31 protein-coding genes and 2 tRNA genes are annotated in these 25,426 nt (G+C 70.8%); 15 read left to right on the top strand and 18 right to left on the bottom strand.

The window, feature by feature from the left end:
- Entirely contained in the window at positions 1-1,890 is a 1,890-nt protein-coding gene (gene iolD, locus K338_RS0106355; protein WP_022917340.1) for a 3D-(3,5/4)-trihydroxycyclohexane-1,2-dione acylhydrolase (decyclizing), read from the top strand.
- An 88-nt stretch (positions 1,891-1,978) separates the two neighbouring features.
- Here the strand turns inward: iolD and K338_RS0106350 are convergent, their stop codons facing one another.
- From K338_RS0106350 to K338_RS0106320, 7 genes are all read right to left on the bottom strand, one after another.
- Positions 1,979-2,989: a MerR family transcriptional regulator gene (locus tag K338_RS0106350; protein WP_022917339.1), complete on the bottom strand. Its 1,011-nt coding sequence runs from the start codon at positions 2,987-2,989 to the stop codon at positions 1,979-1,981.
- Complete coding sequence (locus tag K338_RS0106345; RefSeq protein ID WP_022917338.1) at positions 2,989-3,645, bottom strand: HEAT repeat domain-containing protein; 657 nt, start codon at positions 3,643-3,645, stop codon at positions 2,989-2,991. Before K338_RS0106345 ends, K338_RS0106350 begins: the two co-directional genes overlap by 1 nt.
- A gap of 196 nt (positions 3,646-3,841) precedes the next feature.
- Positions 3,842-4,120 (bottom strand): DUF2277 domain-containing protein, encoded by a 279-nt coding sequence (locus K338_RS0106340; RefSeq protein ID WP_027286508.1) that lies wholly within the window; start codon positions 4,118-4,120, stop codon positions 3,842-3,844.
- A gap of 111 nt (positions 4,121-4,231) precedes the next feature.
- The gene (locus tag K338_RS0106335; RefSeq protein WP_022917336.1) at positions 4,232-4,552 is read right to left on the bottom strand and encodes a DMT family transporter; all 321 of its coding nucleotides are present in this window, start codon (positions 4,550-4,552) and stop codon (positions 4,232-4,234) included.
- Complete coding sequence (locus K338_RS26390) at positions 4,552-4,680, bottom strand: hypothetical protein (RefSeq protein WP_022917335.1); 129 nt, start codon at positions 4,678-4,680, stop codon at positions 4,552-4,554. The genes K338_RS0106335 and K338_RS26390 overlap by 1 nt, the downstream gene beginning before the upstream one ends.
- Positions 4,681-4,702: 22 nt before the next feature.
- Positions 4,703-5,059, bottom strand: coding sequence for a DMT family transporter (locus tag K338_RS0106325; RefSeq protein ID WP_022917334.1), 357 nt, complete (start codon positions 5,057-5,059; stop codon positions 4,703-4,705).
- Positions 5,056-5,592, bottom strand: a complete 537-nt coding sequence (locus tag K338_RS0106320; RefSeq protein ID WP_022917333.1) for a TetR/AcrR family transcriptional regulator — start codon at positions 5,590-5,592, stop codon at positions 5,056-5,058. Before K338_RS0106320 ends, K338_RS0106325 begins: the two co-directional genes overlap by 4 nt.
- An 86-nt stretch (positions 5,593-5,678) precedes the next feature.
- Here K338_RS0106320 and K338_RS0106315 point away from each other — a divergent pair, with 86 nt between their 5' ends.
- The 3 genes from K338_RS0106315 to K338_RS0106305 are packed head-to-tail and all read left to right on the top strand — an operon-like array spanning position 5,679 to position 7,887.
- A complete protein-coding gene (locus K338_RS0106315) occupies positions 5,679-7,055 on the top strand; it encodes an arsenic transporter (protein ID WP_022917332.1) in 1,377 nt (458 codons plus the stop codon).
- Positions 7,052-7,687 (top strand): hypothetical protein, encoded by a 636-nt coding sequence (locus K338_RS0106310; RefSeq protein ID WP_022917331.1) that lies wholly within the window; start codon positions 7,052-7,054, stop codon positions 7,685-7,687. The genes K338_RS0106315 and K338_RS0106310 overlap by 4 nt, the downstream gene beginning before the upstream one ends.
- Complete coding sequence (locus K338_RS0106305) at positions 7,684-7,887, top strand: DUF6186 family protein (protein ID WP_022917330.1); 204 nt, start codon at positions 7,684-7,686, stop codon at positions 7,885-7,887. The genes K338_RS0106310 and K338_RS0106305 overlap by 4 nt, the downstream gene beginning before the upstream one ends.
- Here K338_RS0106305 and K338_RS0106300 read toward each other — a convergent pair.
- Positions 7,819-8,727, bottom strand: a complete 909-nt coding sequence (locus K338_RS0106300) for a helix-turn-helix domain-containing protein (RefSeq protein WP_022917329.1) — start codon at positions 8,725-8,727, stop codon at positions 7,819-7,821. The two genes, K338_RS0106305 and K338_RS0106300, sit on opposite strands and share 69 nt — an antisense overlap.
- Positions 8,728-8,828: 101 nt before the next feature.
- Between K338_RS0106300 and K338_RS0106295 the strand changes: the two genes are divergently transcribed.
- The 7 genes from K338_RS0106295 to K338_RS0106265 all read left to right on the top strand — a co-directional run bounded on the left by K338_RS0106295 (position 8,829) and on the right by K338_RS0106265 (position 16,416).
- On the top strand, positions 8,829-9,812 hold the full coding sequence (locus K338_RS0106295) for an aldo/keto reductase (RefSeq protein ID WP_027286507.1): 984 nt from the start codon (positions 8,829-8,831) through the stop codon (positions 9,810-9,812).
- 192 nt (positions 9,813-10,004) lie between these two features.
- Positions 10,005-10,991, top strand: coding sequence for a mevalonate kinase (mvk, locus tag K338_RS20870; RefSeq protein ID WP_022917327.1), 987 nt, complete (start codon positions 10,005-10,007; stop codon positions 10,989-10,991).
- Entirely contained in the window at positions 10,988-12,019 is a 1,032-nt protein-coding gene (gene mvaD / locus K338_RS0106285) for a diphosphomevalonate decarboxylase (protein ID WP_022917326.1), read from the top strand. The genes mvk and mvaD overlap by 4 nt, the downstream gene beginning before the upstream one ends.
- Positions 12,016-13,098, top strand: coding sequence for a phosphomevalonate kinase (locus K338_RS0106280; protein WP_022917325.1), 1,083 nt, complete (start codon positions 12,016-12,018; stop codon positions 13,096-13,098). Before mvaD ends, K338_RS0106280 begins: the two co-directional genes overlap by 4 nt.
- Entirely contained in the window at positions 13,095-14,180 is a 1,086-nt protein-coding gene (gene fni / locus K338_RS0106275; protein ID WP_022917324.1) for a type 2 isopentenyl-diphosphate Delta-isomerase, read from the top strand. The genes K338_RS0106280 and fni overlap by 4 nt, the downstream gene beginning before the upstream one ends.
- Positions 14,177-15,259 (top strand): hydroxymethylglutaryl-CoA reductase, encoded by a 1,083-nt coding sequence (locus K338_RS0106270; RefSeq protein WP_022917323.1) that lies wholly within the window; start codon positions 14,177-14,179, stop codon positions 15,257-15,259. Before fni ends, K338_RS0106270 begins: the two co-directional genes overlap by 4 nt.
- Positions 15,259-16,416, top strand: coding sequence for a hydroxymethylglutaryl-CoA synthase (locus tag K338_RS0106265; protein ID WP_022917322.1), 1,158 nt, complete (start codon positions 15,259-15,261; stop codon positions 16,414-16,416). The genes K338_RS0106270 and K338_RS0106265 overlap by 1 nt, the downstream gene beginning before the upstream one ends.
- A 119-nt stretch (positions 16,417-16,535) precedes the next feature.
- Here K338_RS0106265 and cyoE read toward each other — a convergent pair whose 3' ends face one another.
- The 4 genes from cyoE to K338_RS0106245 form a co-directional block, all read right to left on the bottom strand.
- Positions 16,536-17,477: a heme o synthase gene (gene cyoE / locus K338_RS0106260; protein ID WP_022917321.1), complete on the bottom strand. Its 942-nt coding sequence runs from the start codon at positions 17,475-17,477 to the stop codon at positions 16,536-16,538.
- Positions 17,478-17,597: 120 nt separating this feature from the next.
- The gene (locus tag K338_RS0106255; protein WP_022917320.1) at positions 17,598-18,350 is read right to left on the bottom strand and encodes an ABC transporter permease; all 753 of its coding nucleotides are present in this window, start codon (positions 18,348-18,350) and stop codon (positions 17,598-17,600) included.
- On the bottom strand, positions 18,347-19,072 hold the full coding sequence (locus K338_RS0106250) for an ABC transporter ATP-binding protein (RefSeq protein WP_027286504.1): 726 nt from the start codon (positions 19,070-19,072) through the stop codon (positions 18,347-18,349). The genes K338_RS0106255 and K338_RS0106250 overlap by 4 nt, the downstream gene beginning before the upstream one ends.
- The gene (locus tag K338_RS0106245) at positions 19,065-19,610 is read right to left on the bottom strand and encodes a TetR/AcrR family transcriptional regulator (RefSeq protein ID WP_022917318.1); all 546 of its coding nucleotides are present in this window, start codon (positions 19,608-19,610) and stop codon (positions 19,065-19,067) included. Before K338_RS0106245 ends, K338_RS0106250 begins: the two co-directional genes overlap by 8 nt.
- 187 nt (positions 19,611-19,797) lie before the next feature.
- Between K338_RS0106245 and K338_RS0106240 the strand changes: the two genes are divergently transcribed.
- Positions 19,798-20,223 carry a pyridoxamine 5'-phosphate oxidase family protein gene (locus K338_RS0106240; protein WP_040653133.1) on the top strand — a complete coding sequence of 142 codons (426 nt, stop codon included), beginning with the start codon at positions 19,798-19,800 and terminating at the stop codon, positions 20,221-20,223.
- Positions 20,224-20,266: 43 nt separating this feature from the next.
- Here K338_RS0106240 and K338_RS24330 read toward each other — a convergent pair whose 3' ends face one another.
- Entirely contained in the window at positions 20,267-21,082 is an 816-nt protein-coding gene (locus tag K338_RS24330) for an alpha/beta fold hydrolase (protein ID WP_022917317.1), read from the bottom strand.
- 91 nt (positions 21,083-21,173) lie between these two features.
- Between K338_RS24330 and K338_RS24325 the strand changes: the two genes are divergently transcribed.
- A complete protein-coding gene (locus K338_RS24325) occupies positions 21,174-21,839 on the top strand; it encodes a winged helix-turn-helix transcriptional regulator (RefSeq protein WP_022917316.1) in 666 nt (221 codons plus the stop codon).
- Here K338_RS24325 and K338_RS0106225 read toward each other — a convergent pair.
- A complete protein-coding gene (locus tag K338_RS0106225) occupies positions 21,833-22,936 on the bottom strand; it encodes a baeRF3 domain-containing protein (protein WP_027286502.1) in 1,104 nt (367 codons plus the stop codon). The genes K338_RS24325 and K338_RS0106225 overlap by 7 nt on opposite strands.
- A 585-nt stretch (positions 22,937-23,521) precedes the next feature.
- Here K338_RS0106225 and K338_RS26385 point away from each other — a divergent pair.
- Both K338_RS26385 and K338_RS0106215 read left to right on the top strand, forming a co-directional pair.
- Complete coding sequence (locus tag K338_RS26385) at positions 23,522-23,644, top strand: hypothetical protein (protein ID WP_281166603.1); 123 nt, start codon at positions 23,522-23,524, stop codon at positions 23,642-23,644.
- A gap of 6 nt (positions 23,645-23,650) precedes the next feature.
- Positions 23,651-23,923, top strand: coding sequence for a hypothetical protein (locus K338_RS0106215; protein ID WP_022917313.1), 273 nt, complete (start codon positions 23,651-23,653; stop codon positions 23,921-23,923).
- A gap of 417 nt (positions 23,924-24,340) precedes the next feature.
- On the opposite strand, the gene K338_RS0106205 is transcribed toward K338_RS0106215, so the two are convergent.
- The 4 genes from K338_RS0106205 to K338_RS0106190 all read right to left on the bottom strand — a co-directional run bounded on the left by K338_RS0106205 (position 24,341) and on the right by K338_RS0106190 (position 25,312).
- A tRNA-Ala gene (locus tag K338_RS0106205) sits at positions 24,341-24,413 on the bottom strand.
- 74 nt (positions 24,414-24,487) lie between these two features.
- Positions 24,488-24,610 carry a DLW-39 family protein gene (locus K338_RS25955; protein ID WP_022917311.1) on the bottom strand — a complete coding sequence of 41 codons (123 nt, stop codon included), beginning with the start codon at positions 24,608-24,610 and terminating at the stop codon, positions 24,488-24,490.
- Positions 24,611-24,639: 29 nt separating this feature from the next.
- Positions 24,640-24,713, bottom strand: a tRNA-Ile gene (locus tag K338_RS0106195).
- A 137-nt stretch (positions 24,714-24,850) separates the two neighbouring features.
- Entirely contained in the window at positions 24,851-25,312 is a 462-nt protein-coding gene (locus K338_RS0106190) for a DUF3566 domain-containing protein (RefSeq protein WP_027286501.1), read from the bottom strand.
- Positions 25,313-25,426: the final 114 nt, after the last annotated feature.

Below are 25,426 nucleotides of genomic sequence, written 5' to 3'. Positions count from 1 at the left end.
ATGGCCGCGACGACCCGGCTCACCGTGGCCCAGGCGCTGGTGCGCTTCCTGGCCGCACAGCACTCCGAGCGGGACGGGCGGCGCCAGCGGCTGCTGCCGGCGGCGTTCGGGATCTTCGGGCACGGGAACGTGGCCGGGCTGGGTCAGGCGCTGCTGCAGAACGCGACGAAGCCGGCGCCGGAGGAGGCACCGCTGCCGTACTACCTGGCCCGCAACGAGCAGGCGATGGTGCACACCGCCGTGGGTTTCGCCCGGGCACGGGAGCGGTTGCAGACGCTGGTGTGCACGGCCTCGATCGGGCCGGGGTCCACGAACATGGTCACCGGCGCGGCGCTGGCCACGATCGACCGGATCCCGGTGCTGCTGCTGCCCGCGGACCTCTTCGCGACCCGGCGTGCGGGCCCGGTGCTGCAGCAGCTGGAGGACCCGCGCAGCCAGGAGGTGAGCGTGAACGACGCGTTCCGGCCGGTCTCGGCGTACTGGGACCGGGTGAACCGTCCCGAGCAGCTGCCCTCGGCGCTGCTGGAGGCGATACGGGTGCTCACCGACCCGGCCGCCACCGGGGCGGTGACGCTGTGCCTGCCGCAGGACGTGCAGGCCGAGGCGCACGACTGGCCCCTGGAGCTGTTCCGCGAGCGCACCTGGCACGTGGCCCGGCCGGTACCCGAGCCGGAGGCCCTGGCCCGGGCCACGGACGTGGTCGGCGCAGCCCGGCGGCCGTTGCTGGTGGCCGGTGGCGGGGTGATCTACTCCGGGGCGACGGCGGAGCTCACCCGGCTGGCGGAGGTCAGCGGGATCCCGGTGGCGGACACCCAGGCGGGCAAGGGTGCGCTGCCCGGGGAGCACCCGCTGAGCGTGGGCGGGGTCGGCTCGACCGGCACGGCAGCGGCGAACGCGCTGGCCGCGGAGGCGGACGTGGTGATCGGTGTGGGTACCCGGTACACCGACTTCACCACGGCCTCGCGCACCGCCTTCGCAGCCGAGGGCGTGCAGTTCGTGAACCTGAACATCGCCTCCTTCGACGCTGCCAAGCACTCGGCGACGATGCTGGTGGCCGACGCCGCCCGCGGTCTAGCGGCGCTCACCGAGACCCTGGGCGAGTACCGCGTACCGGAGCCCTACACGCGCGAGGTGGCCGACCGCCGTCGTGCGTGGCAGCAGGTGCGGGCCGAGGTGACCGCCGGATCCGGGCAGGTGCCGCCCGCGCAGGTGGAGGTTTTCGGGGCGCTGAACGAGCTGCTCGGCGCCGACGACGTGCTGATCAATGCGGCCGGATCGATGCCCGGCGACCTGCAGGCGCTGTGGCGCTCGCCCGGGCCGGGGACCTATCACCTGGAGTACGGCTACTCCTGCATGGGGTACGAGATCCCGGCGGCGATCGGGGTGCGGCTGGCTCGCCCGACCGGTGAGGTGGTGGCGATCGTGGGTGACGGCACGTACCAGATGATGCCCGGCGAGCTGGCGACCCTCGCCCAGGAGGGGTTGAAGGTGATCGTCGTCGTGCTGGTGAACCACGGGTTCGCCTCGATCGGTGCACTCTCGGAGTCGGTGGGCTCGCAGCGGTTCGGCACCACCTACCGCCGGCGGGAGGAGACCACCGGGCTGCTCTCCGGGGAGTATGTCGGGGTGGACTTCGTGGCGAACGCGCGCAGCTACGGGGTGGCCGCGGAGCAGGTGGCCACGGTGGCCGAGCTGCGGGAGGCCTACGCCCGGGCGGTGGCGGCCGAGCACGCGTCAGTGCTCGTGATCGAGACCGACCAGCTCGCCGACGGCCCGCCGGCGAGCAACGGCTGGGACGTGCCGGTGGCTCAGGTCGCCCGGCTGACCTCCACCCAGGAGGCCTACGCGGAGTACCAGCACTTCCAGGCCAAGCAACGCCACCACCTCTGACCCGCCCCATCGCGAACGCTCGCCTCTGCGGTCCCTGAACCGATTCACGCGGCAAACCCGGGCGTTCGCGGACGCTGCTTGCGGCGGGTCAGCGGTTGCTCAGGTAGGTGGCCGTGCGGGCGACGTCCGGCTGCGGGTCGCTCGTCAGCTCGGCCAGCAGCCGCTCGGTAGCGGCACCGGGCAGCTCGCCGAGGGCCTGGGTGAGCCGGGAGCGGGCCGCCGGTGGGGTGCCGGCATCGCGCAGCAGATCGGCGATCGCCGCGAGGATCACCCCACGCTGCTGCTGGTCGGCCGCCAGGGCGCCGAGCGCCTCAGCTGCCTCCACGTCGGTGCGGCCTGCCACCACCATCTGCAGCAGCACCGGCAGTGCTGCCGCCTCCCCACCCCGGCCGAGCGCCAGGGCAGCACGGTACCGGACCCGCTCGTCGGGGTGGGACAGCGCCTCGCGGAGCGCCCCGGCGGCCCGGTCGGTGCCGATCTCCGCGAGCGCCTCGGCGGCACGTCGCCGCACGTCCGGGTCGGTGCTGCCCAGACCAGCAGCCAACCGGTCCACCGCCTGGTCACCGCCCCGGGCCAGCGCCCACCGGAGCGTCCCGGCCACGTTCGTCTCCGCCTCGGCGAGCACGGCATCGGCGAGCGCGTCCGGCGCCGGCTGTCCGCTACCGGTGCTGGCGGCACTGGTGGCGGCCGCCAGCACGGCCCGGGCACGGCGGTTCGGGTCCGCGGAGGCGACGGACCGGAGCAGCGCAGTGGTGCGCAGCACGTCGGTCCACTCCTGTGGCTTGTCGGCCCGCACCTGCTCCAGCCGGTCCAGCAGCTCCTGCTCGACGGCGATCCTCGCCCGGGTCCGTGCCGCCAGCTCGGCCACCAGCTCGGCAGGTGCGGCCGCCGGGTCCTCGAGGGCGTCGCGGGCCTGCTCCAGGCTCAGACCGAGGGAACGCAGCATCTCCACGTGCAGGATGCGGCGCAGGTCGCTCTCGGCATACACGCGGTAGCCACCGGTGGTGCGCCCGGTCGGCCGGACCAGCCCGAGCCGGTCGTAGTGGCGCAGCATCCGCGGGCTCACTCCCGACCGGCGGGCCACCTCCCCGATCAGCACTACCCGGCCTCCTCCTGCGGAGCAGACGCCAGCGCGCGCAGGCGCAGCGCCTCCTCCACCGAGACGGTGAACGCGGAGTCAGGGTCCTCCAGCAGCTGCTGGGTGGCGAGGGCGTGCGCCACCACTTGCGGGTCGGGGTGCCTGGTGGCGTCCTCCACCGCCGCCTCGACCATCTCACCGAGGGCGACCAGCGCCCGGCTCAGGCTGCGCTGCAGATCCTCGTCGCCGCGGCCGAGCTGACTGGCGAGCACTGCTGCCAGGGCCTCCTCCTCGCCGTCGGGAACCAGTACGACGGCGGCCCGCCAGGCGCTCTTCGCCGTCTCCGGGTCCGGGTCGGTGAGCAGGTCGTGGGTGATCGCCGACCAGGTGGAGGCCGCGCCGATCTTGGACAAGGTGTGCAGCGCCTGGCTGCGTGCCTGCGGCTGGCCGCCGGCGAGCTCCGCGAGCAGCAACGGGATCGTGACGTCAGCGGCGTGGCGGGTCAGCGCCCAGGTGAGCATGTCCCGCACGTAGAAGTCGGGCTCCACCGCGCAGCGCTCGATCAGCGCGGGTACGAGGTCGGAGTCCGGGTAGGTGCCGAGGGTCATCGCGGCGCGCAGCCGGGTAGAGGACTGCGGACCGGACAGGGCCTGGAGGAGGCGGTCGGTGGTAGGCATAGGTACCACCCGACACCTTGTCACAGTGACAAGGTCAAGGGTCGAGCTCCTGCGCTCCGTTCCCCGCAGCCCCGCAGCCCCGCCCAAGCACTTGACGACAACCTCGCCGTCGCAACGACCACTTGACATAGCCGCCGGAAGAGCGACGGTAACCACACCCATGCGCAGGTCCGAGCACGGTGTGCAGGGCAGGATGTCAGGAGGCGACGGTGCCGTACCGCTTGGCGGCGCGGGCCTTCGCCTTGGCGGCCTCCACCTCGCGGTCCTTCGGCGCTGCGGTGGTGGTCAGGTCGGCGAGCAGGTGCTCGGTGATGTGGGCGATGTCGGCCACGGCCTGCTCGAACACCTCGGTGTTGGCCTGCGACGGCTTGGTCATCCCGCTGACCTTGCGCACGTACTGCAGTGCGGCGGCATGCACCTCCTGAGAGGTGGCGTGCGGCTCGAAGTTGTACAGGGTCCGGATGTTGCGGCACATGGTGCCATCCTCGCCGCTGCGACGGCCGAGCACCAGAGCTCGTTCCCTTCCGGATGCCTTGCGGATCCAGCGGCCTGGTCCCGTTCCGATCGCGTGCCCAGCACACCTCGGTCAGCGGCCAGCCCCGACCTCGATCAGCAGCACGCCGCCGACGATCAGGCTGATGCCGAGCGCCATCAGCGGTGTCAGAGGTTCGTCGAAGAGCACCTTGCTGAGCACGGCGGTGATCGCAACACCGGTGGCCGACCAGATGCCGTAGGCCACGGCGATCCCCATCCCGTGCCCGAGCGCGGCCGACAGCAGGGTGAACGCCAGCAGGTAGCTCACCGCCACCGGGAGGAACCAGCGCCGGGATCCGGTCGCCGCCATCCGCAGGGACACCGTCCCGGTCACCTCGGCGAGGATCGCACCGGCCAGCAGGAGCAGGGCCATCAGCCGGCCGCCTCCTGCCGGGATCGTGTGGCCAGTGCGCGCTGGGAGCCGAGCTGGACCAGCAGCACACCGCCGACCACCAGCACCAGCCCGAGGACCATCACATCGGTGATGATCTCCCCGAACAACCGGCCAGCAGGAGCAGGGCCATCAGCCGGCCGCCTCCTGCCGGGATCGTGTGGCCAGTGCGCGCTGGGAGCCGAGCTGGACCAGCAGCACACCGCCGACCACCAGCACCAGCCCGAGGACCATCACATCGGTGATGATCTCCCCGAACAGCAGCGCCCCGAAGAGTGCGGTGAGCGCCACGCCCATCGCACCCCAGATGCCGTAGGCCACGCCCAGACCCAGCCCGGCCCTCATCGCCCGGAGGATCAGCACGAAGGCTGCGACGTAGCCGAGCACCACCAGCAGGTACCAGCCAGCGTGGCCCAGGGCGGCCTTGAGCGCCAGTGAACCGGCCACCTCAGTGACGATCGCGGCGCCGAGCAGCATCCACCTGGTCATCGGGCACCCGCCAACAGCTCCTCGACCAGCAGCCGTAACCGGCGGCGTTCCTCGGGGCCGGGCACGAGCATCCCCGTGGCGCTGGCGAACCAGGCTCCGTCGGCCAGCAACCGAACGGCAAGCAGCCGGGTGCGCATGGTCTCGGTGGCATCCTCGGGCACGGACCACCAGGGCGTCATCCGCTCCTCCCACCGGGCCACCAGCGTGCGATGCAGCCGTGGGTCGGCGAACACCACCACGTCGGACCGGTCGAAGTCCTGGGAGAGCACGAAGCGGGCGTAGGCACCGATCCGGTCGACCGCACCGACCTCTGCGGGCTCTGCACCGAGGGTCTCGGTGAGCTGCTCCTCCCACTGGTCGATGACGGCGTCCACCAGGGCCACCATCATCGCTTCCTTGCTCGGGAAGTGGTGCATCAACCCCGGTTTGGTCAGACCCACCTGCCGGGCCACGGAGTCCAGGGACACTGTGCCGTCGGCACTGAGCATCTCTCGGGCCGCCAGGAGGATGCGGGCATGGGTCTCGTTCACCATCGCGCGAGCCTACCATCCGGAAGGTTGGCGAGCGGCGGCCGGAGCTCCACGAGGCGCACCCGCCCGGAGCGACCTACGCTGAACGCGTGCCTGGGCTCGCTGTCGGGATCTTCCTGGTCACGCTCACCCTGGTGATCTGGCAACCGCGGGGGCTCGGGATCGGCTGGAGCGCCCTGGGGGGCGCGGCCCTGGCACTGCTGACCGGAGTGGTGCACCTGGCCGACCTGCCGGTGGTGGGCATCGTGTGGAACGCGACGCTGGCGTTCGTGGGCATCATCCTCATCTCGTCGGTGCTGGACGCGTGCGGCTTCTTCGAGTGGGCTGCGCTGCACGTGGCTCGTTGGGGGCGTGGGCGCGGGAGGCGGTTGTTCGTGCTCATCGTGCTGCTGGGCGCGGTGGTGGCGGCGTTCTTCGCCAACGACGGTGCGGCGCTCATCCTCACCCCGATCGTGGTGCAGATCCTGCGTGTGCTGCACTTCTCCACCCGGGCGACCATCGCCTTCGTGATGGCGACCGGGTTCATCGCCGACGCGGGCAGCCTGCCGCTGCTGGTCTCCAACCTGGTGAACATCGTCACTGCGGACTTCTTCGGCATCTCCTTCGCCCGGTATGCGCTGGTGATGGTGCCGGTCGGTGTGGTGTCGGTGGCCGCGAGCCTGGGTGTGCTGTGGCTGTACTACCGCCGCTGGGTCCCGCCCCGCTACCACCTGTCCGGACTGCCTCAGCCGGCCCAGGCGGTCACCGACCGGCTGACGTTCTGCTCAGGGTGGGCGGTGCTCGCGCTGCTGCTGGCCGGCTATCTCACGGCGGGACCGTTGGGCGTGCCGCTCTCTGCGGTGGTGGGCGGTGGGGCGGTGGTGCTGCTCGCCGTGGCTGCGCGGCGTCCCGCGTTCGCGTTCCGTGCCCGTGCGCACACCGCCGGTGACGGCGGAGCTCACCGGGGCAGCACGGGTACGCCCGCCCCACCGCACCCGATCCGGGTGCGCACAGTGGTGCAGCAGGCGCCCTGGCAGGTGGTGCTGTTCAGCCTGGGCATGTACGTGGTGGTCTACGGGCTGCGGGACCAGGGGCTGACCGCGCAGCTGACCCGGGTGTTCACTGTGCTGCCCGCGCACGGCGTGCTGGTCTCCGCCCTGGGCGTCGGGGTCGTGGTGGCGGTGGTGGCCTCGGTGCTGAACAACCTGCCCACCGTGCTGGTGATGGTCCTGGCGGTGGCCGGGGTGGCAGCGTCCGGGGTGACGCACGAGGCGATGGTCTATGCCACGGTGATCGGCTCCGACCTGGGCCCGAAGATCACCCCGATCGGGTCGCTGGCCACGCTGCTGTGGCTGGACGTGCTGGACCGCAAAGGCATCCGCATCGGCTGGGGTCGGTACGTCCGGACGGGGGTCGTGCTGACGGCGCCGGTGCTGCTGGTCTCGCTGGTCGCCCTGGCGGGATGGTTGCAGGTGGTGGGCGGATGAGCGGCGAGCACCCGGCGGGCAGGGGCGGGGAGCGCGGGCACAGCAGCCGGGACCCCGCCGGCGACGTCCTGCCGGCGTGGGGGCCGTGGACGTGGTTGTTGGTGATGGCGATCATCGGCGCGGTCCAGCTGGTCCGGCAGCAGTGGTTCGCTGCCGGACTGTTCCTGCTCGCCGCGGTGGTGATGGCCGCCGACCTGGTGCGACGCCCCGAAGAGGGTTCGCACCGCTCCCGGATCCACCTGCGGCTGGGGGTGCTGCTGCCGGTGGCCGCGGTGGCGGCGGTGGCCCTGGCCCTGCTCCCCCGGCACAGCGGGGCGATGGTGGCGGTGCTGGTGCCGCTGGGGATGGTGGCACTGGTGCTGGGCTGGCCCGGTGACCGTGCCGCCACCCGGCAGGTCCGGTGGCCACCGGCGCTGCGTCGTCTGGCATGGGCGTGGGCGGCGATCTGGATCGCCGGAGGGTTGTGGGAGCTGGCGCAGGTGCTGCTGGTGAACCTCGGCCAGGATCCGGCCGCGGCACCGCTCAGCGACCTGCTGGAGCCGGCGCTGGAGCACCGCGCGGGTCAGGCAGTGTTCGCGGTGGTGTGGCTGCTGGCCGGGGTGTACCTGCTGCGCAGGGGGCGAGCACCATGATCGCCAGTGGGCTCTACTTCGCGGTCTGCGCGGTGGCACTGCTGGTCACCGACCGGATCGCCCGCCGGTCGGCCGACGAGGTCACGATCACCGACCTGTTCGATCGTGTCCTGACCTCGCGCACCATCCGGCTAGCGGTGCTGGTGTGCTGGTGGTGGCTGGGGTGGCACTTCCTCGCCGGGCAGACCGTGGACGGCTGAGCCGGCCGGGTGCAGCTCCTGGACGCCGATCACCCGCAGCAGCTCCAGCTTCTCCGCGGCGTCGGTGCCCTCCAGCGGGAAGAAGGCGAGCAGCCAGACGTCCTCGTCGGGGGTGAGCAGCACCTCGCACCGCAGCGGGACTGCGCCGACCTCCGGGTGCAGCAGCGTCTTGACGTCCGACCGGTGGGTGGCGACGTCGTGACGCTGCCACAGCTCGCGGAACTCGGCGCTCCGGCTGAGCAGGTCCTCGACGAAGGCGGTGACCTCCTGATCGGCTGCGCGGCGCGCCGCGACGGCCCGCAGGTCGCTCACGTGCGCCGCGGAGATCCGGTCCCAGTCGGCCTCCGGCATGGCGCGGGAGGTGGGGTCGGTGAACCAGCGCCAGACCAGGTTCCGGTCCCGGCCCGGTCGTGCGGGAAGGTCCCCGACCAGGGCGCTGCCGAGCGGGTTGCACCAGAGCACCTCACCAAGGTCGCTGGTGATCAGCACCGGGATGTCGGTCAGCCGGCGAGCCAGGGCGAGCAGCCCCGGACGGACATGATGGCCGGCATGCCGAGGCGGCAGGGGAAGACGGGCCAGGTGGAACAGGTGGTCACGCTGGTCCAGGTCGCACTGCAGGGCGCCCGCCAGCGCACCGGCCACCGATGCTGAGGGTGAGGACTCCCGCCCCTGCTCCAGGCGGGTGTAGTAGTCCACGGAGACACCGGCGAGCATGGCCACCTCCTCGCGGCGCAGCCCGGGGGTGCGACGCCGCGAGGTCACCGGCAGGCCCACGTCCCCGGGCCGCAGGAGCTCGCGCCGGCGGCGGAGGAAGTCGGCCAGGAGCGGTGCAGCGCTCATCCCCTCAGTGTGCGCGCACCGGATCCGCGTATCCAGGGTGCGCCGCACCCAGGATGGACCCGGCCTGGTCCGCTGTGCCGCTCCGACCGAGGCTGGCGGCCATGACACACACGCTCGGAACGAACGGTCCTACCGTCACCTCACCCGGCCTCGGCGCGATGAGCCTGTCTGGCGCCTACGGCCCCACCGACGACGAGGAGAGCATCCGCGTCGTCCGCCACTACCTGGACTCCGGCGGCACGCTGATCGACACTGCCGACTTCTACGGTGCCGGCGACAACGAGATGCTGCTCGCCCGCGCCCTGCACGGGCGGGACCGCGAGGAGGTGGTGCTGTCGGTGAAGTTCGGTGCCCTGCTCACCCCGGGCGGGATGCCCGCTGGCTGCGACAACCGCCCGGCTACGGTGAAGAGCTCTCTCACCTACTCCCTGCACCGGTTGCGCACCGACCACGTGGACATCTATCGCCCCGCCCGCCTCGACCCCCAGGTCCCGATCGAGGACACCGTGGGCACGATCCAGGAGCTGGTCGAGGCCGGGTACGTGCGGCACATCGGCCTGAGCGAGGTGGGTGCGCAGACGATCCGGCGGGCGGCAGCCGTGGCACCCATCTCCGACCTGCAGATCGAGTACTCGCTGCTCACCCGGGACATCGAGGGCAACCAGATCCTGCAGACCTGCCGGGAGCTCGGCATCGGGATCACCGCCTACGGGGTGCTCGCCAAAGGTCTGCTCGGGGGGCGTGCCGCGATCGGCAACCGGGCGATCTTCCCCCGGTTCCAGGGCGAGAACCTGGCGCACAACCGGGCTCTGGTCGCACCCTTGCAGCAGATTGCCGACGCTCGCGGCAGCACGCTGGCACAGCTGGCGATCGCGTGGGTCGCCGCCCAGGGCGAGGACATCGTCCCGGTCGTCGGTGCCCGCCGCACCAGCCAGGTGGAGTCCATGCTCGGTGCCCGCCACCTCGCTCTCAGTGCTGCCGATCTGGACCAGATCACCGCGCTGGTGCCAGCGGGTGCAGCCCGGGGCGCCCGCTACCCGGAGGCAGCGATGGCCGACCTGGACAGCGAACGCAGCGCCGGCTGACCAGGACACACCCGACCGTTGCGGACCAGACACCCGGGACAACCCCCGATCCGGGCGGGCCCGGAGAGTGAGGTTCCACACTCTGCGGCCCTCCCACCCCGCGGAAGTACCGTCGACGGCCCGGTTACACACATTTCGTGCACATTCCGGTCCTAACCTAGGTATCTGACCACCGACGGAACGGAACCGACTGTGCGGACGCCTACGCCTGCCCACGCGAGCCTCGCGTACCCTGCGGGCGGCGCCAGGACCGGTACGAGCACGGGCGCCGGTGCTGCGCATGCGAAGGCGATCCTGCTCGGCGAGCACGCTGCCGTCTACGGCGCACCCGCGTTGGCGCTCCCGGTGCACGGTCTGGGCGTGCACGCTGACGTCGCCCCGGCCGAGGCCATCCTCCTCGGCAGCGAGCTGTTCACCGGACCGGCTGCCGAGGCCCCGGCCAGGCTGTGGCCGGTGCTCACCGCGGTACGTGCCGCGCTCGACCATCAACCGTCCCTGTCCGGTGCCCGGGTGCAGATCCGCAGCTCGGTGCCCTACGAACGGGGTCTGGGCTCCAGCGCCGCGGTCGCCGCAGCCGTGGCCCGGGCGGTGGCGGACCTGGGGGGTGCCGAACTGTCCCCGGACGCGCTGTACGGGATCGTGCAGGAGGCGGAGCGGGTGGCGCACGGCCATCCGAGCGGTCTGGATGCGCGTGCGGTCACGACCGGTGGTCCGATCCGGTTCCAGCGCGGTCAGGCGAGCCCGGTGCGGGTCGGTAGCCCCTTGGTGTTCACCCTCGCCGACTCCGGTGCGTCCGGCTCCACCGCCCAGGCGGTGGCCCAGGTCCGTGCCCGTCGGGACGCCGACCCGGCCGCAGTGGACACCGTGATCGACCGGATCGCTACCCTCACCGAGGCCGCCACCGGCGACCTGACCCGTGGGGACGGGGTTGCCCTGGGTGAGCGGATGACCCAGACGCACCACCTGCTCGCTGGGCTAGGCGTCAGCGACCACCGGCTGGATGCCCTGGTGGCTGCCGCCCTCGCGGCCGGCGCTGCCGGCGCCAAGCTCACCGGCGGCGGCCAGGGTGGTTGCATCATCGCGTTGGCCCGCTCCACCGAGCACGCCGAACAGCTCGGGTCCGCGCTGCGTGCTGCGGGCGCCCCGCGCACCTGGACCACCACGGTGCCCGCCCGATGAGCCAGGCGAGCGCCCCGGGCGCGGCCACGGCCCGCGCCTTCCCGAACCTGGCGCTGGTGAAGTACTGGGGGAAGCGCGACGAGGACCTCATCCTCCCGGTCGCCGGCAGCCTGTCGCTGACCCTGGATGCGTTTCCCACCACCACCACCGTCCGTCTGGACCCTGGCCGTGATCAAGACACCTTCGAGCTCAACGGTGCCGCGGCCACCGGCACCGCTGCACAGCGGGTCACCGCATTCCTCGACCTGGTCCGCGAGCGCGCCGGCGCCACCACCCGAGCCTCGGTCCGGTCGGTGAACGAGGCTCCCACAGGTGCGGGCCTGGCCTCCTCCGCCTCCGGGTTCGCTGCGCTGGCCACCGCCGCTGCGGCCGCCTACGGCCTGGACCTGGACACGTCGGCGCTGAGCCGCCTGGCCCGCCGTGGCTCCGGCTCAGCGGCCCGGTCGGTGATCGGGAACGTGGCGATCTGGCACGCCGGCACCGACGACGAGACCTCGTTCGCCGAACCGGTGCCCGCCCCGGACCTGGCCATGGTCGTCGCCACAGTGGACTGCGCGGCCAAGGCGATCTCGTCTCGGGAGGCGATGCGCCGTACCGCGAGCAGCTCCCCGTACTTCGTTGCGTGGATCACCAGCACGGAGACCACGTTGACCGAGATGGTCGCAGCCTGCCGTGCCGGCGACTTCACCCGGATCGGGCAGATCACCGAGGCGCACGCGCTGCGCATGCACGGACTGATCGCCTCGACCGAGCCGCCGATCCGGTACCTGCAACCACGCAGCATCGAGGTGATGGACGCCGTCGTGGCCCTGCGCGAGGAGGGCGTGGAGGCCTACTCCACAGCGGACGCGGGACCGAACGTCGCCGTGCTGGTGCGACCGGAGCAGGCCGAGGCCGTGGCAGCCCGGCTGAGGGACGTCGTCGGCCCGGAGCAGGTGCGGACCACCGGCGCCGGTCCCGGTGCACATCTGCTGTCCGGGACCGAGGTGCCCGCTGCTGCCGAGGCGAGCACCGAGGCCGGGTCGTGATCCGCGCGCAGGCACCCGGCAAGCTGTACATCGCCGGGGAGTACGCCGTGGTCGAGCCCGGGCAGCCGGCCGTGCTGGTGGCGGTGGACCGGTACCTGACCGTGCAGCTGGAGGTGGGCGAACCTGCGGCCGGGGTGGGCCGGGTGCACTCCAGCGCCTACCAACGGGGCCCCCTGGTCTGGGCGAGGGAGGCGGACCACGGGAGCATCGTCGTCGAGCACGACCCGCGGGACTACGTGATCTCCACGTTGCGCACTGTGGACGCCTTGCGCGCCGACCGCGGTCTGGAGCCGGCCTACTTCGACGTGCACATCCACTCCGAGCTGCAGGACACCAGCGGCCGCAAGTTCGGGCTCGGCTCCTCGGCGGCGGTGACCGTGGCGATGATCGCCGCGCTGGACGAGTTCTACCAGCTGCACCTGACCCCGCTGGAGCGGTTCAAGCTGGCCCTGCTGGCCACGATCGCCGTCACCCCGCGGGCTTCCGGCGGCGATCTGGCCGCGAGCACGTTCGGCGGCTGGATCCGGTACAGCTCACCGGACCGGGCCGCACTGGCCGAGCACCTGCACGGCCACGGGGTGACGGCCACGATGGACGCTCCCGGCTGGGCGCCGTTCAGCGTGCGCCCGCTGCCGGAGCCAGAAGGGCTGCACCTGCTCGTCGGCTGGACCGGCACACCCGCGTCCACCGAGATCCTCGTCGCCGGGGTGCAGCACAGCGGCACCTCGTACCAGGAGTTCCTCGCCGAGAGCCGGGCCTGCGTGGAGGACCTGGTGGCCGCACTGGCCGCCGGGGACTCCTCGGCAGCGGTGGCCGTGGTGCGTCGGGCGCGGCGGGTGCTGCACCGGTTGGCGCAGGCCTCCGGCATCCGGATCGAGACGGACATGTTGCGGGACCTGTGCGAGATCGCCGAGCGGCACGGTGCCGGTGGCAAGCCGTCGGGGGCCGGCGGTGGGGACTGTGGCATCGTGCTCACTCCTGCGGCAGTCTCGGCGACCGGTATCCTCGCTGAGTGGGAGAACCACGACATCAGGCACCTGGGCCTGCTGGTCCACCCGCCGGAAGGGAGTCAGCGATGACCGTCGACTCCCGGCGCGCCGCCCGCAAGGACGACCACGTGCGGCTGGCCGAGCAGCAGCACAGCGTCCCGGCACCGCGCACGGACTTCGACGACCTGCACGTCGTGCACCATGCGCTGGAGGCGGTCTCCACCGACGAGGTGGACCTCACCGCGGCGGTGGGCAACTGGCGCTGGCCGGTCCCGTTCTACGTCAACGGCATGACCGGCGGCACCGAGAAGACCGCCCAGATCAACCGGGAGCTGGCGATCACTGCGGCGGAGACCGGGATGCCGATCGCCTCGGGGTCCATCTCGGTGGCCCTCGACGAACCGGACACTGCTGCGGGTTTCACGGTGATCCGCCAAGAGAACCCGCACGGGTTCGTGATGGCCAACCTCGGCGCCGGGCGCAGCGCCCAGGACGCTGTCCGCGCGGTGGAGCTGCTCGGTGCGGATGCGCTGCAGCTGCACCTGAACGCCGTGCAGGAGACCGTGATGCCGGAGGGCAGCCGCGACTTCAGCACCTGGGCACGGTCGGTGGAGCAGATCGTGGCCGCCTGCCCGGTGCCGGTGATCGTCAAGGAGGTCGGTTTCGGGCTGAGCCGGCGCACACTGAGCACCCTGGCCGGCCTGGGCGTGCAGCTGGCGGACGTCAGCGGCCGCGGCGGCACCGACTTCCTCAGCATCGAGAACGACCGCCGCACCGGCAGCATGCTGGACTACTCGAGCCTGTCCGGGTTCGGCCAGTCCGCCCCCGCCTGCCTGCTGGACGCTCCGGGTGATGCCCCCGAGCTGCTCGCCTCCGGTGGGGTGCGCCACCCCTACGACGTGGTCAAGGCCCTGGCCTGCGGTGCGCGGGCCGTCGGCGTGGCCGGCGTGTTCCTGAAGACGGTGCTGGCCGGCGGTGCCGAGGCGCTCGTCCCGCTGGTGCGGGCGTGGCAGGAGCAGACGACGGCGGTGCTCGGCCTGCTCGGGGTCCGCACCCCCGCAGAGCTCACCCAGGTGGACCTGCTGGTGGGTGGACAGCTGGCAGAGTTCTGCCACCTGCGCGGCATCGACCTCACCCGGCTGGCCCACCGCAGCGACAGGTACCGCTCATGACCGCCACCAAGAACGAGGACCACGCAGTGCACCAGTCCGCTCCGCCCACCACTGAGCTTCCGACCCGCTGGGTGGGACCGTTGCGGCTGAGCGGGAACGCCGTGACCGGGGACGTCGAGGTGCCGCTGGCCACCTACGAGACCCCGTTGTGGCCGTCGGTCGGTCGCGGCGCCCGGGTCTCGCAGAAGGTCGACGGCGGCATCCACGCCGTGGTGGTCGACGAGCGGATGACCCGGTCGGTGCTGTTCGTGGCGCCGGACGCCCAGGTGGCGTACGCCGCCTCGGAGCAGGTCCGCGCACGGCTGACCGAGCTGCAGGACGTGGTCACCGCGGGCAGCCGGTACGCCCGGCTGCTGGAGGCCCACCCGGAGATCGTCGGGAACCTGTTGTTCGTGCGGTTCGCGCTGTCCACCGGGGACGCCTCCGGGCACAACATGGTCACCGGCGCTGCGGAGGCGCTGATGGAGACCATCCTGTCCTGGGACCTGGGGCTGGACTACGGATCCATCTCCGGCAACTACTGCTCGGACAAGAAGGCCACAGCAGTCAACGGGGTGCTCGGCAGGGGACGCAACGTCGTCGCCGACATCCTCGTCCCGCACGAGGTGGTGCGCCGCACGTTGCGTTCGGACGCGGCCGCGATCACCGACCTGGTGGTGCGCAAGAACCTCGTCGGCTCCACGATCGCTGGGGCGCTGCGCTCGGCGAACGCGCACTATGCGAACATGCTGCTGGCGTTCTACCTGGCCACCGGGCAGGACGCAGCGAACATCGTCGAGGGCTCGCAGGGCATCACATATGCGGAGGTGCGCGAGCAGGGCTTGTACTTCTCCTGCACGGTGCCGCACCTGATCGTCGGCACGGTCGGCAACGGCAAGCACCTGCCGCACGTGGAATATGCACTGGAGCGCCTCGGTTGCAGACAGGAGGCCGAACCAGGGGTGAACTCCCGCCGTCTTGCGGCGGTGATGGCCGCGACCGTCCTCTGTGGTGAGCTGTCCCTACTCGCCGCACAGACCAACCCAGGAGAGCTCATGACGGCGCACCGGCGCCTGGAGCGGAACGAAGTAGCACACTGATGACACCGATCGGTATCCACGACCTCGAGCTGGCCACGACCCACCACGTGCTCAGCCTGACCACCCTCGCCGAGGCGAACGGCACCGACCCGGACAAGTACCGGCTCGGTATCGGGCAGGACGAGATGAGCATGCCCGCCCCGGACGAGGACATCGTGACCATGGGGGCTGCTGCTGCGCTGCCGCTGCTGGAGCGGAACGGCATCGAGGGGATCCGTACGCTGCTCGTGGCCACCGAGTCCGGGCTGGACCAGTCCAAGGCCGCTGGGGTGTGGATACACCAGCTGCTCGGGCTGCCCGCGGGGGTGCGGACGGTCGAGCTGAAGCAGGCCTGCTACTCGGCCACGGCGGCGCTGCAGGCGGCGGTCGGGATCCTCAGCCGCTCCCCGCAGGAGAAGGTGCTGGTGATCGCCGCGGACGTGGCCCGCTACGAGCTGGACAGCCCAGGTGAGCCCACCCAGGGTGCCGGTGCGGTGGCCATGCTGGTGAGCGCGAACCCGGCGCTGGTGGAGATCGAGCCGGTCTCCGGTGTGCACACTGCCGACGTGGACGACTTCTGGCGGCCGAACGACTCCAGCACCGCCGTGGTGGACGGGGCGCTGTCCATCCGTGCCTACCTGGACGCGCTCACCGGCGCCTGGGACGACCTGGCCGCCCAGGGCGGTCCGGACCTGGGATCGATCGAGCGGATCGTGTACCACCAACCGTTCACCAAGATGGCGAAGAAGGCACAGCAGCGCCTCGCCCGGCACGCAGGCGGGGAGATCGCCGCGGACGGGCTGGAGACCGGGTCGGTGTACAACCGGCGGCTGGGGAACACCTACGCCGCCTCCCTGTACGCCTCGCTGGCGGCGCTGCTGGACCACGAGCAGGACCTGGCCGGTAAGCGGGTCGGCCTGTTCAGCTACGGATCGGGGTCGGTGAGCGAGTTCCTCACCGGCATCGTGGCCCCCGGTTACGCGGACTCCGCCCGGGCCCGCCGGGTGCTGGAGGTGCTCGATGCCCGGGTGCCGCTGGAGGTGGCGGAGTACCGGGAGCTGCACGCGACCGAGCTGCCCAGCGGCGTGGACGTGCAGACCCCGCGGGTGACCAAGGCACCGTTCCGGTTCACCGGCATCCAGGGCCGGGCACGGCAGTACGAGCGCACCAGCGGCTGACTGCACCTGGTGCCCTGGTCGCACTCGAACACCCTTGCCGCATTGGAACACCCTTCTATCCCGGTTCCAATGCGCTCACGGGATTCCAGTGCGAAAGGGGGTGCCGGCGGCGTCGGTTCTCAGGGCAGGAACGGGCCCACCGAGACCATGACGCACAGCGCCAGGATCATCACCATGGAGAAGCGGAACATCCGGCGCGCCCAGGTTGCCGGCTGCGAGCTGCGCAGACCGAGGACGCCCAGGTAGATCCACCATCCGCCGAGCGCGGCCATGGCGATGGTGTAGACCAGGCCGACGTACCCGAACACCGGCAGCAGCAGGGTGACCACCACGAAGGCGACCGTGTAGGCCAGGATGTGCACCGCCGTCGTGCGCTCGCCCTTGACCACGGAGATGACCGGTACCCCGGCGCGGGCGTACTCCTCCCGCCGGTAGATGGCGATGGAGTAGAACTCCGGCATCTGCCACAGGAACAGCATGGCGAACGCGAGCACCGCACCGGCGTCCACGCGGCCGGAGACGGCCAGGTAGCCGGCGAGGATCGGGGCGGCACCGGACACGCTGCCGACCAGGGTGCCGTGCAGCGACATCCGCTTCGACAGCGCACCGTAGAGCCACACGTAGGTGATGAACCCGCCGATGCCGGTGGCGACCACGAGCGCGTTGGTCCACAGCACCAGGATCGCCAGGCCGACCAGGCCCATCACGACCGAGAAGAGGACGGCGTTCCGCGCCGGGATGCTGCCGGTCACCGTGGCGCGGGTGCTGGTGCGTTCCATCCGCTGGTCGATGTCCCGGTCCAGCACGTTGTTCAGCACGCACGCGGAGGCGATGATCAGCGTGGTACCGACCATCAGTGCCAGGAACAGCCCGAGCGTGGGGGTGCCGCGGCCGCTGGCGAGGAAGAACCCGGCCGCCGCGGTGAGCACGTTGCCGTACAGCACACCGGGTTTGGTCAGGGAGTAGTACCGGCCCAGCCGCGCACGCAGACCCGGACGGTCCGACTTCGCGGCGAGGGCTGCGTCCCGGCCGGTGTCCGGGGCGCTCACGCCGCTCGTCATGTTCTCTTCGCTCCTGCCTTACCTGCCCTCGATCCTACCGTCGCAGGCTGCGGCAGGCCGGTGCAGCCATGTGTGCGCAGTCACGTCCAGCGGTGCAGCCAGACCAGCAGCCCGGCCGGGTCAGCGATCCAGCTGGAGGCGGCTCCACGCGGTGCCGGTGAGGGTGGCGGACACGAGGGCGAGCGCCACCGTGAGGGCGAGCTGCACTGGGTCGACGGCCTGTCCACCGCTGAGGGCCCACAGTGCCGGGGCGGCCAGCGGGAGCCAGCCGCCGCTGCCGGCCAGCACGCCGACCTGGGCGAGGACGACGAGCAGGATCGTGGTGCCGACCCCGGCGAGCAAAGACCGGGCGAGAGTGGTGACCCAGGCCACCGGGGCGGCGGCTGCACCGGTGAGCGCGGTCAGCAGGCACAGTCGGGCGAGGCTGCGCCATACCTCGGCGCCCGGGTGGCCGTAGCCGAGGAGCAGACCGAGGGCGAGCACGCCGAGCGGGAGGGTGATGCTGACCAGCAGCACCCATCCCGCGTACACGGCGAGCTTCGCCAGGGCGATCCGACCGCGGCTGACCGGCAGCGCGAACAGGCCGGTGATGGTGCCGTCGGCGAACTCCCGGCCGAACATCCAGGCGAGCACCACCCCGAAAGCGATCAGAGCGCCGGCGGAGGTGATCTGGGCGGCACCTGCGGTCAGCCCGGACCAGTCCAGGCTCGCCGCCGGACCGGCCTTGGCGATGATCTGCGGGTTGCCCTCGACCACGGCAGCAGTGATTCCGCCGAGCAGCAGGAGGGTGCCGGCCAGCAGTGCGCACGTCGCGAGCAGACCGACCGGGGAACGGCGGAGCTTCAGGGCCTCCACGACCAGGGCTGCGTTCATGCCGGCTCCTGGGCACGGCGGAGTTCGTCGTCGGTGCGGATGCGTTCGAAGAAGGCCCGTTCCAGGTCGGGGCCGGTGGTGTCCAGCGTGCCGATCAGCCGGCCGGCGTTCAGCAGCAGCACCCGGTCGGCGATCCGGGCGACCTCGTCCAGGTGGTGGCTGCTGACCAGGACCGCAGCACCGGCGCGGGCGCGGCGCAGCAGCTCAGCGCGCAGCAGCAGCACCGAAGCCGGATCGAGAGCGTTGCTCGGCTCGTCGAGCACGACCAGGCGCGGCTGGTGCTGCAGGGCGGCGGCCAGGCCGACGCGTTGCCGGTTCCCCTGGGACAGCGTGCGGTACCGGCGGTCGGTGAGCTGGTCCAGCTGCCAGGCGGTGATCGCCGCGGTGACGACGTGGCGTGCGCCGCCGCGTAGCCTGCGGGCGATGTCCAGGTTCTCGGCCACGGTCAGCTCGGGGTAGGCCGTCGAGCGTTCGACCAGGGCGCCTACCTCCGACCAGGCGGCGGTCGGCAGGCTGGGCAGTGGTCGGCCGAACAGGCGCACTGTGCCCTGCTGGGCCCGGAGCATGCCGAGTGCCAGGCGCATCAGGGTGGTCTTGCCGGCACCGTTGAGCCCGATCAGCGCCACGATCTCACCTTCGCCGAGCTGGAAGGTGAGCCGGTGCACGCCGGCGCCGGTGCGGAAGGCGCGGGTCACACCGTGGAAGCTCAGCACGCTACTCACCGGCCAGCACCGCCAGGGCAGAGGCGAGCGTGTGCTGCAGATCGGCATCCTCGGTCATCGCCCAGGTCTGCAGGGCGGCGCTGAGCCCCGCGATGACCGCGGCTGCGGCCACGTGCGCCTGCGGCCGGTCGACGCCTCGGTCCTCCAGGGCGGCGGTCAGGGCACTGGCGCTGGCCTCGCTGTTCCGCTCGATGGCTCCACGCAGGGCCGGAGCGCGAGCGATGATCCGGAGCCGCCCACGCAAGGTTCGCAGAGCATCGTCGTCGATGGTGTGCCAGACCTGTCCGATGCCGGCGGTCAGCGCCTGCATCGGAGCTTCCTCCTCCGGGCGCTCACGCACGGCCTTCGCCATGACCGGATCGAACGGGTCGGTGAGCAGCAGCGCTTCCTTGGTGGGGAAGTGCCGGAACAGGGTCATCTCGCTGACGCCGGCCCGTTGGGCGATCTGAGCGGTGCCGGTGGCCTCGTATCCGTGCTCGGTGAACAGCTCCAGGGCTGCTTGGCTGAGCTGTTCGTGCGTCCGCTGCCATCTGCTCACGCTGTGAACGTTAGTAACTAACATTCGCCGATGCAACCGCGGACGCGCGTGCGGGCCGGCGTTCTGGCCGTCTCAGGTGCAGTTCTCGGCGGCACCGCGTGCTCCTCAGGACCTAAGTCCGGGCCGTCGGACGGCTTTGGCCGTACGTTGGAGGAACCATCGACGGAGGGCACGGAGGTGAGCGGTGATGACGACGATCTGGGACCAGGCCGCTGAACCGGAGCGGACGACCGAGCTGAGCGAGCAGGAGTGCTGGGACTTCCTCCGCGGCTGCAGCTTCGGGCGCCTGGCCTACCGGACGGCTGATGAGGTGAACATCGTGCCGATCAACGCGGTCGTCGATGGTGACCGGGTGCTGTTTCGCACTGCGGAGGGCAGCAAGCTGCTCGGTATGCACATGAGCGAACGGGTGGCCTTCGAGGCCGACCAGGTCAACGACGAGGTGGCGACCAGCGTGGTGGCCAAGGGTCCGGCACGTGAGCTGCGCACGGGGGTGGAGCAGGCCCGGGCCGAGGCAGTGCTGCCCCCGCCGTGGACGGCCGGCTGGAAGGGCACGTTCGTAGCGATCGAGGTGAAGCAGATCACCGGGCGGCACTTCCAGCTGCGGCGGTGAGTCCGGGTGCACCGACCGGTGACGGAGCCGGATCAGGGCCGGCTCACCGGAGTCCGGCGGCGAAGTCGCGGATCGTCAGCGTGAGGGTAGCGTCGTCCACGCCGTGCCACTCGCCGGGCACGATCGCCGCCGAGGCGGAGGGGATCGTCGCGGCGAGCTCTTGTACTCCGGCGAGCATCGTCGGGTCGGTGGCGTCGGAGGAGATCACCACGATGGGCGTCCGCAGGCCGGCGAACCGCTGTGCGGACGTGCCGGGCAGGAAGGTGAGCTCGTGCACGATCGTCGCGGTGTTCTGCAGATCGTTCTCGGTCGGCGGTGGCATCTGCTCGAGAATCTCGGCCGGGACCCCGACGACCTCGGTGTTGAACCAGTGGTGCGCATCGGCGAGGCTGGTCTCGATACGTCGCTGAGCCTCCGCACGCAGGTCGAAGTGGGGATCGGCGGGCATCAGGGGCGGTTCCAGCGGTGCGAGCCCGACGAGCGGCACGCCGGCCTCCGCCGCGAGGAGCAGCAGCGTCGCACCGGAGGAGAACCCGTAACCCAGCACCGGGCGTCCCTCGGCCAGGCCGATGATCGCCCTCAGGTCCTCAAATTCCCGCTCGACGGCGTAGGGCGGGGTGGTCCCGCTCTCTCCCGTTCCTCGGCGGTCATAGGTCCAGACGGTGAAGTGTTCGGCCAGGGCGTCCGGGAGCGCGGGCTGCGGGGTGCTCGACCGGGAGACGGCGACGCAGTGCACCATCACCAGGTCGGGTCCGGATCCGCGGCGGCTCCAGGCGATCCGGGTGCCGTCGGCGGACGTGACAGTGCCGTGACTGACACCGGCTCCGGTGCTCACGATCGGTGCAGGTTCAGTGGTCACGATGGCTCCGTCGTCGTCGGAAATGCACTGACCGACTATGTTTACCATAGTGACAACTTCGTTGTCCATAGTTGTGTGAGACGATGGCGGCGTGCCAGCCAAGCGTGCCTACACCGACCACGGGGATGCCTGTGCCACAGCGCATGCGATGGAGCTGCTCGGCGACCGGTGGACGTATCCCGTGCTGCGCGAGCTCATGCTGGCGCCGAAGCGGTTCAACGAGCTCGCTGAGGGGGTACGGGGGGTGACTCCGGCGGTGCTGACCGCGCGGCTCCGCGAGCTGGAGGCTGTCGGTCTCCTCGAGAGGGTGGAGCTACCGGCGCCTGCCCGCGCCACCGGCTACCGGGTCACGGACTGGGGTCGGGAGCTGGGCCCGGTGTTCAGTGCACTGGGCCGGTGGGCACAGGCGTCACCGGTGTGGCGCCCGCACGGTTGCGGGCTCACCCCGGACGCCGCTGTGCAGTCGATGCTCACCATGGCACCGGCGGTCGTACTGGATCCCCCGGTGCAGCTGCAGCTCCGGCTTCGGGACGGACGGATCGCTGACAGTCAGCTCTACACCTACCGACTGGACTGGGCTGCTGAGCTGTCCATCACCCGCGACCCGGCGCCGGCAGCGCACGCAACCGTGACCGGCGACTCCACCACCTGGATCGGCGTGCTCTACGAGGGGGTACCGCTGACCGAGGTGCAGGTGGAAGGCGATCCGGCCGAGGTGCGGCGGGTGGTGTCCTTCTTCACTCACTCGGCTCAGTAACGGAACGTGGCCAGGCCCGCACTGTCGATCGCGCCCAGGGTGCGCAGCACGCCCGAGTTCTTCAATGTCTCGATCAGCGCACGGTTCGCCAGCTCCCGAGACTCCTGACCGCGGATCCCGTCCTCAGCGCGGGGCAGGAAGAGAGTGTCCACACGGCCCTCGGCAGCAGCCTGGGCGATCTCCACCAGATCGAAGGAACCCCGGCCGGCGTGGGCGAGCGACCGGGCCCGGTCCTGCTCCTCCGCCTCGCGGGCCTCCTCTTCGCTGTTCACCAGTTGCCAGGCGGCGGAGCGCAGCTCGTCCGGGAGCGCTCGCTCCGGGCTGCCGGCGATCACTCCGTCGAAGACTGCAGGGTAGGGGCAGGACGCTCTGAAGATGGGCAGGTACTCGGCCACAGCGGCGAGCACGAGCGGCTGTGAGCGTGCAGTGCCGAGCCGCGTGCCGATCGCTTGTCCGATGGCAGAGATGTACTTCTCCAGCAGGAAGCGGTCGATATCTCGGCCGCTGCCTTGGAAGCTAGGCGTGCCTTGCGCTCCGGCGGAGGCCGAGCGCACGTCCAGCTCTCGCTCCGGCAGTTCGTCGATCACCTCGTCGAACGAGGCCGGGACATTCTCCAGGGGCAGCTCCTCGATCACGTTCCGGGTGGAGTCGAAGAGCCGCACCGAGTTCTGCGCCAGTGCGAGTACGTACAGCTTGCGGTCGCTCGCCAGGACCGGCGCGAGCGGTAGCAGGTTGAACTCCTCACCCACGGTCACGCTGTCGCCCAGCTCGATCGGCACCCGCACCGGCAGGAAGAATCCTTCGGCGAGGAACACGATCAACCCGCGGCTCTGCAGCCGCCAGTACGAGGAGTCCGTGACGAGCGCGGCCACCGGCGCCAGAAGCTCGGTCGCGGCGGCCTCCCGCATCCCCGACTCCACGAGTCGCGCCTTGGCGTCACGCACGTGGTTCTTCAACGTGAGCGCTGACACCTTCTCGGCCTTCCCGGTGACATCGGTGGCCACGGTGAAGGTGAGGGTGACTCCCCCTTGTTCCTGGCGTTCCAGGACGGAACTGAAGTCGAGCGAGTCAACTATTCCTTGGGAGTGGCCGGTCATGGGGGAACACCCTTCCGTCGCATGCGTCAGACGGCGTTTCGCGACTCGACCGAGCCGGTGAGCACCGTCTCTGATGCGCCACCAGCCTATCTACTCCAGGAGAGGGCAGTGGGCGCCCCTGTTCGAACCACCACCGAAGAAGTCGACCAGACACCTGAGCAGACAGACACGAGACCCTCTCGAGAGGAGAAAGGGTCGCTGACCTGCGGTTTTGTGACGGAACAACGAGATGCGTCAGCATGCCGCCGAGGAGGAGCGGACTGCGGCAAGTTGGTGGGAGCAATGGAACGCTGCGGGAACAGAAGCGACCTCGAACACGCCTCACCGACGAGGAAGTGGACGCTATGCGAACAGCCCGCGCGCAGGACGTCAGCGTGAACGCCCTGGTCCGCCGGTTCGGGGTGCATCGCGGCACGGTGTGGGCGAGAGCGCGGTGACGCTTGGCAAGTTCCCTTGCGACAAGTAAACTTGTGACATGGAGCCGGAACCGATCATCTCGACAGTGCCCACCGGCACGGCGTCACGGATGAAGCCATGCTCCACGCGCTCCGATTTCCTGTCCGCCATTTCGTGCAAGACGACTCGATGACCGTGTTCATCGGCCCCGATGACACCGGCACCCTCGTGGAGGTCGGCGTGGTCGAGTGGCACGGTGTCATCGCCATCGCTCACGCCATGCGCCCGGCCCGAACCAAGTATCTGAGGTGAACCACCATGACTCGACGCTCCATTGAAGACATCAAGGCTCGTGCCGACGAGTTCGCCGACGCCTTCGAGAACTACAACCCGAAGCCCGGCGATCAGGACGCGCCCCTCCCGCCCACGATGGCGGTCAAGCTCGCCGCCTGGCGACGTGACGCCGCCGAGAAAGAGCTTGCCGAAGCGGTGCGCGTTGCGCGCGAGCAAAGTCTGTCCTGGCGCGAGGTGGGCGAGGCGATCGGCACCAGCGGCGAAGCCGCCCGCCAACGCTACAGCGCCAGCGCGTGACGACAGACGAGCACCTGGAAGCGGGCCAGGGCGTCGTGGAACTCCCCGACGGTCGGCGGATCCGGCGTCGAGGTCTGCGCAAGAACCCGCCCGGGGGCGTGTAACCGGAGTTCGGCGTTTACCTGATCGGTCGTGACCCGAACTTCGCAGGCTGGTCCTTCGCGGTGGGTGCGAGGGTTGCGCTCGTCTCGGCGGCGACGATGAATAGGGCGAGGGCGGTGTCTTGGTCGAGCATCCCCGCCTCATCGACCACGATCCGCTCGCCACGATGCAACTGTGCGGCTTGTGGTGGGCCGGCGTCGGTTGCCCTGGTCGCTGGGTCGGTGTCGCCCGACCAGCTGTGCGCCGCGCACTTCGCCGCCCTCGCACCAACACCAGCTTCCACCGATGTCAGGTGTTCTCGTACGTCTGAAATTGTGGAGCCAACGGGACTCGAACCCGTAACCCCCTGCTTGCAAAGCAGGTGCGCTACCAATTGCGCCATGGCCCCTGGTGTGTAGTTGTGGTTCGGCGCGCTCTGCGGCCAGGTTGGCGACCGGACCGCGGTCCACGCCGGATCCGAGTTTACTCCGGCAGCGGGTCGGTGACCTCTTCCCACTGCTGGCGGATGCCGCGGTCCTCGGCCACCTTGCGCCACACGACGATCCCTGCTGCCGCCAGCGCGGCGAGGGCTAGGACCTTCTTCACGAGGATGCTCCCTCCGCAGGCGGGCGACGTGGGCCTAGCTGGACTCGAACCAGCGACCTCTTCCTTATCAGGGAAGCGCTCTAACCGACTGAGCTATAGGCCCCGGGCCCGCGATCTTCACGCGAGCGTGCGAGCAGCAGACTACCTCAGCCGCGCTGGTGCGACCAAAACGTGCCCGTGAGCCTGATCACGCCACGGCGAGCTGCGCCGTCGCGGGCGAGAAGCGGCCCTGCACCGCTCTCACTCATCGGTGAGGGTCAGGTGCAACCCACCGACCATCGCGGCCACGAGGTTGTAGATGAACGCCCCGAGGGTGCACAGCGCGGTGAGCAGCACCACGTCCACGATCGCGATCACCGTGGCCACCGAGATCACCCGGGAGAACTCCACGTACTCGAGCATCCCGCCGAACTGCTCCATCGCGCCCATCTGCTCGATGAGGTCCTGGACGGTTGCGAACACCTCCATCGAGTTCAGCACGCCCCAGACCACCGCAGTAGCCACCACGATGCCGATGCCGATGGCGATGGACAGCAGGAAGGAGAGCTTCATCACCGACCACGGATCGATCCGGCTGACCGCCAGTCGGATCCGTCGCGGACCGGTGTCCACCGAACCGGAGGACGCCGGGCGGGCCGCACTGGGTGCCGAGGAGCCGGAGGTGGAACGGTTCGTGCCGCTGCTGCCCGCACCTGGGCCCACCGGTCGTGACCCGCTGCCAGCCGGGGTATGCGGCCTCGCGGCCGTCGTCTGCCCGGTCGGCCGTGAGGCACTGGAGGATCCGCCCTGCCCGGCTGGCGGGACGCTGGGTGGGAT

The sequence above is a fragment of the Ruania albidiflava DSM 18029 genome, from assembly GCF_000421225.1.
In the GTDB taxonomy this organism is placed as follows: Bacteria; Actinomycetota; Actinomycetes; order Actinomycetales; family Beutenbergiaceae; genus Ruania; species Ruania albidiflava.
Note: the sequence above shows the minus strand (reverse complement) of the source record. Positions and strands in the feature narration are given on the sequence as shown.

Coding starts and splice junctions, on each gene's coding strand:
- K338_RS0106325 (WP_022917334.1), bottom strand. CDS start 5,059: ATGACCAGGTGGATGCTGCTCGGCGCCGCGATCGTCACTGAGGTGGCC.
- cyoE (WP_022917321.1), bottom strand. CDS start 17,477: ATGACGAGCGGCGTGAGCGCCCCGGACACCGGCCGGGACGCAGCCCTC.
- K338_RS0106270 (WP_022917323.1), top strand. CDS start 14,177: ATGACCGCCACCAAGAACGAGGACCACGCAGTGCACCAGTCCGCTCCG.
- mvaD (WP_022917326.1), top strand. CDS start 10,988: ATGAGCCAGGCGAGCGCCCCGGGCGCGGCCACGGCCCGCGCCTTCCCG.
- K338_RS0106240 (WP_040653133.1), top strand. CDS start 19,798: ATGACGACGATCTGGGACCAGGCCGCTGAACCGGAGCGGACGACCGAG.
- iolD (WP_022917340.1), top strand. CDS start 1: ATGGCCGCGACGACCCGGCTCACCGTGGCCCAGGCGCTGGTGCGCTTC.
- K338_RS0106265 (WP_022917322.1), top strand. CDS start 15,259: ATGACACCGATCGGTATCCACGACCTCGAGCTGGCCACGACCCACCAC.
- K338_RS0106225 (WP_027286502.1), bottom strand. CDS start 22,936: ATGACCGGCCACTCCCAAGGAATAGTTGACTCGCTCGACTTCAGTTCC.
- K338_RS0106300 (WP_022917329.1), bottom strand. CDS start 8,727: ATGAGCGCTGCACCGCTCCTGGCCGACTTCCTCCGCCGCCGGCGCGAG.
- K338_RS0106295 (WP_027286507.1), top strand. CDS start 8,829: ATGACACACACGCTCGGAACGAACGGTCCTACCGTCACCTCACCCGGC.
- K338_RS0106345 (WP_022917338.1), bottom strand. CDS start 3,645: ATGCCTACCACCGACCGCCTCCTCCAGGCCCTGTCCGGTCCGCAGTCC.
- K338_RS0106335 (WP_022917336.1), bottom strand. CDS start 4,552: ATGGCCCTGCTCCTGCTGGCCGGTGCGATCCTCGCCGAGGTGACCGGG.
- K338_RS0106310 (WP_022917331.1), top strand. CDS start 7,052: ATGAGCGGCGAGCACCCGGCGGGCAGGGGCGGGGAGCGCGGGCACAGC.
- K338_RS26385 (WP_281166603.1), top strand. CDS start 23,522: ATGACCGTGTTCATCGGCCCCGATGACACCGGCACCCTCGTGGAGGTC.
- K338_RS0106340 (WP_027286508.1), bottom strand. CDS start 4,120: ATGTGCCGCAACATCCGGACCCTGTACAACTTCGAGCCGCACGCCACC.
- fni (WP_022917324.1), top strand. CDS start 13,095: ATGACCGTCGACTCCCGGCGCGCCGCCCGCAAGGACGACCACGTGCGG.
- K338_RS0106320 (WP_022917333.1), bottom strand. CDS start 5,592: ATGGTGAACGAGACCCATGCCCGCATCCTCCTGGCGGCCCGAGAGATG.
- K338_RS0106305 (WP_022917330.1), top strand. CDS start 7,684: ATGATCGCCAGTGGGCTCTACTTCGCGGTCTGCGCGGTGGCACTGCTG.
- K338_RS0106255 (WP_022917320.1), bottom strand. CDS start 18,350: ATGAACGCAGCCCTGGTCGTGGAGGCCCTGAAGCTCCGCCGTTCCCCG.
- K338_RS0106215 (WP_022917313.1), top strand. CDS start 23,651: ATGACTCGACGCTCCATTGAAGACATCAAGGCTCGTGCCGACGAGTTC.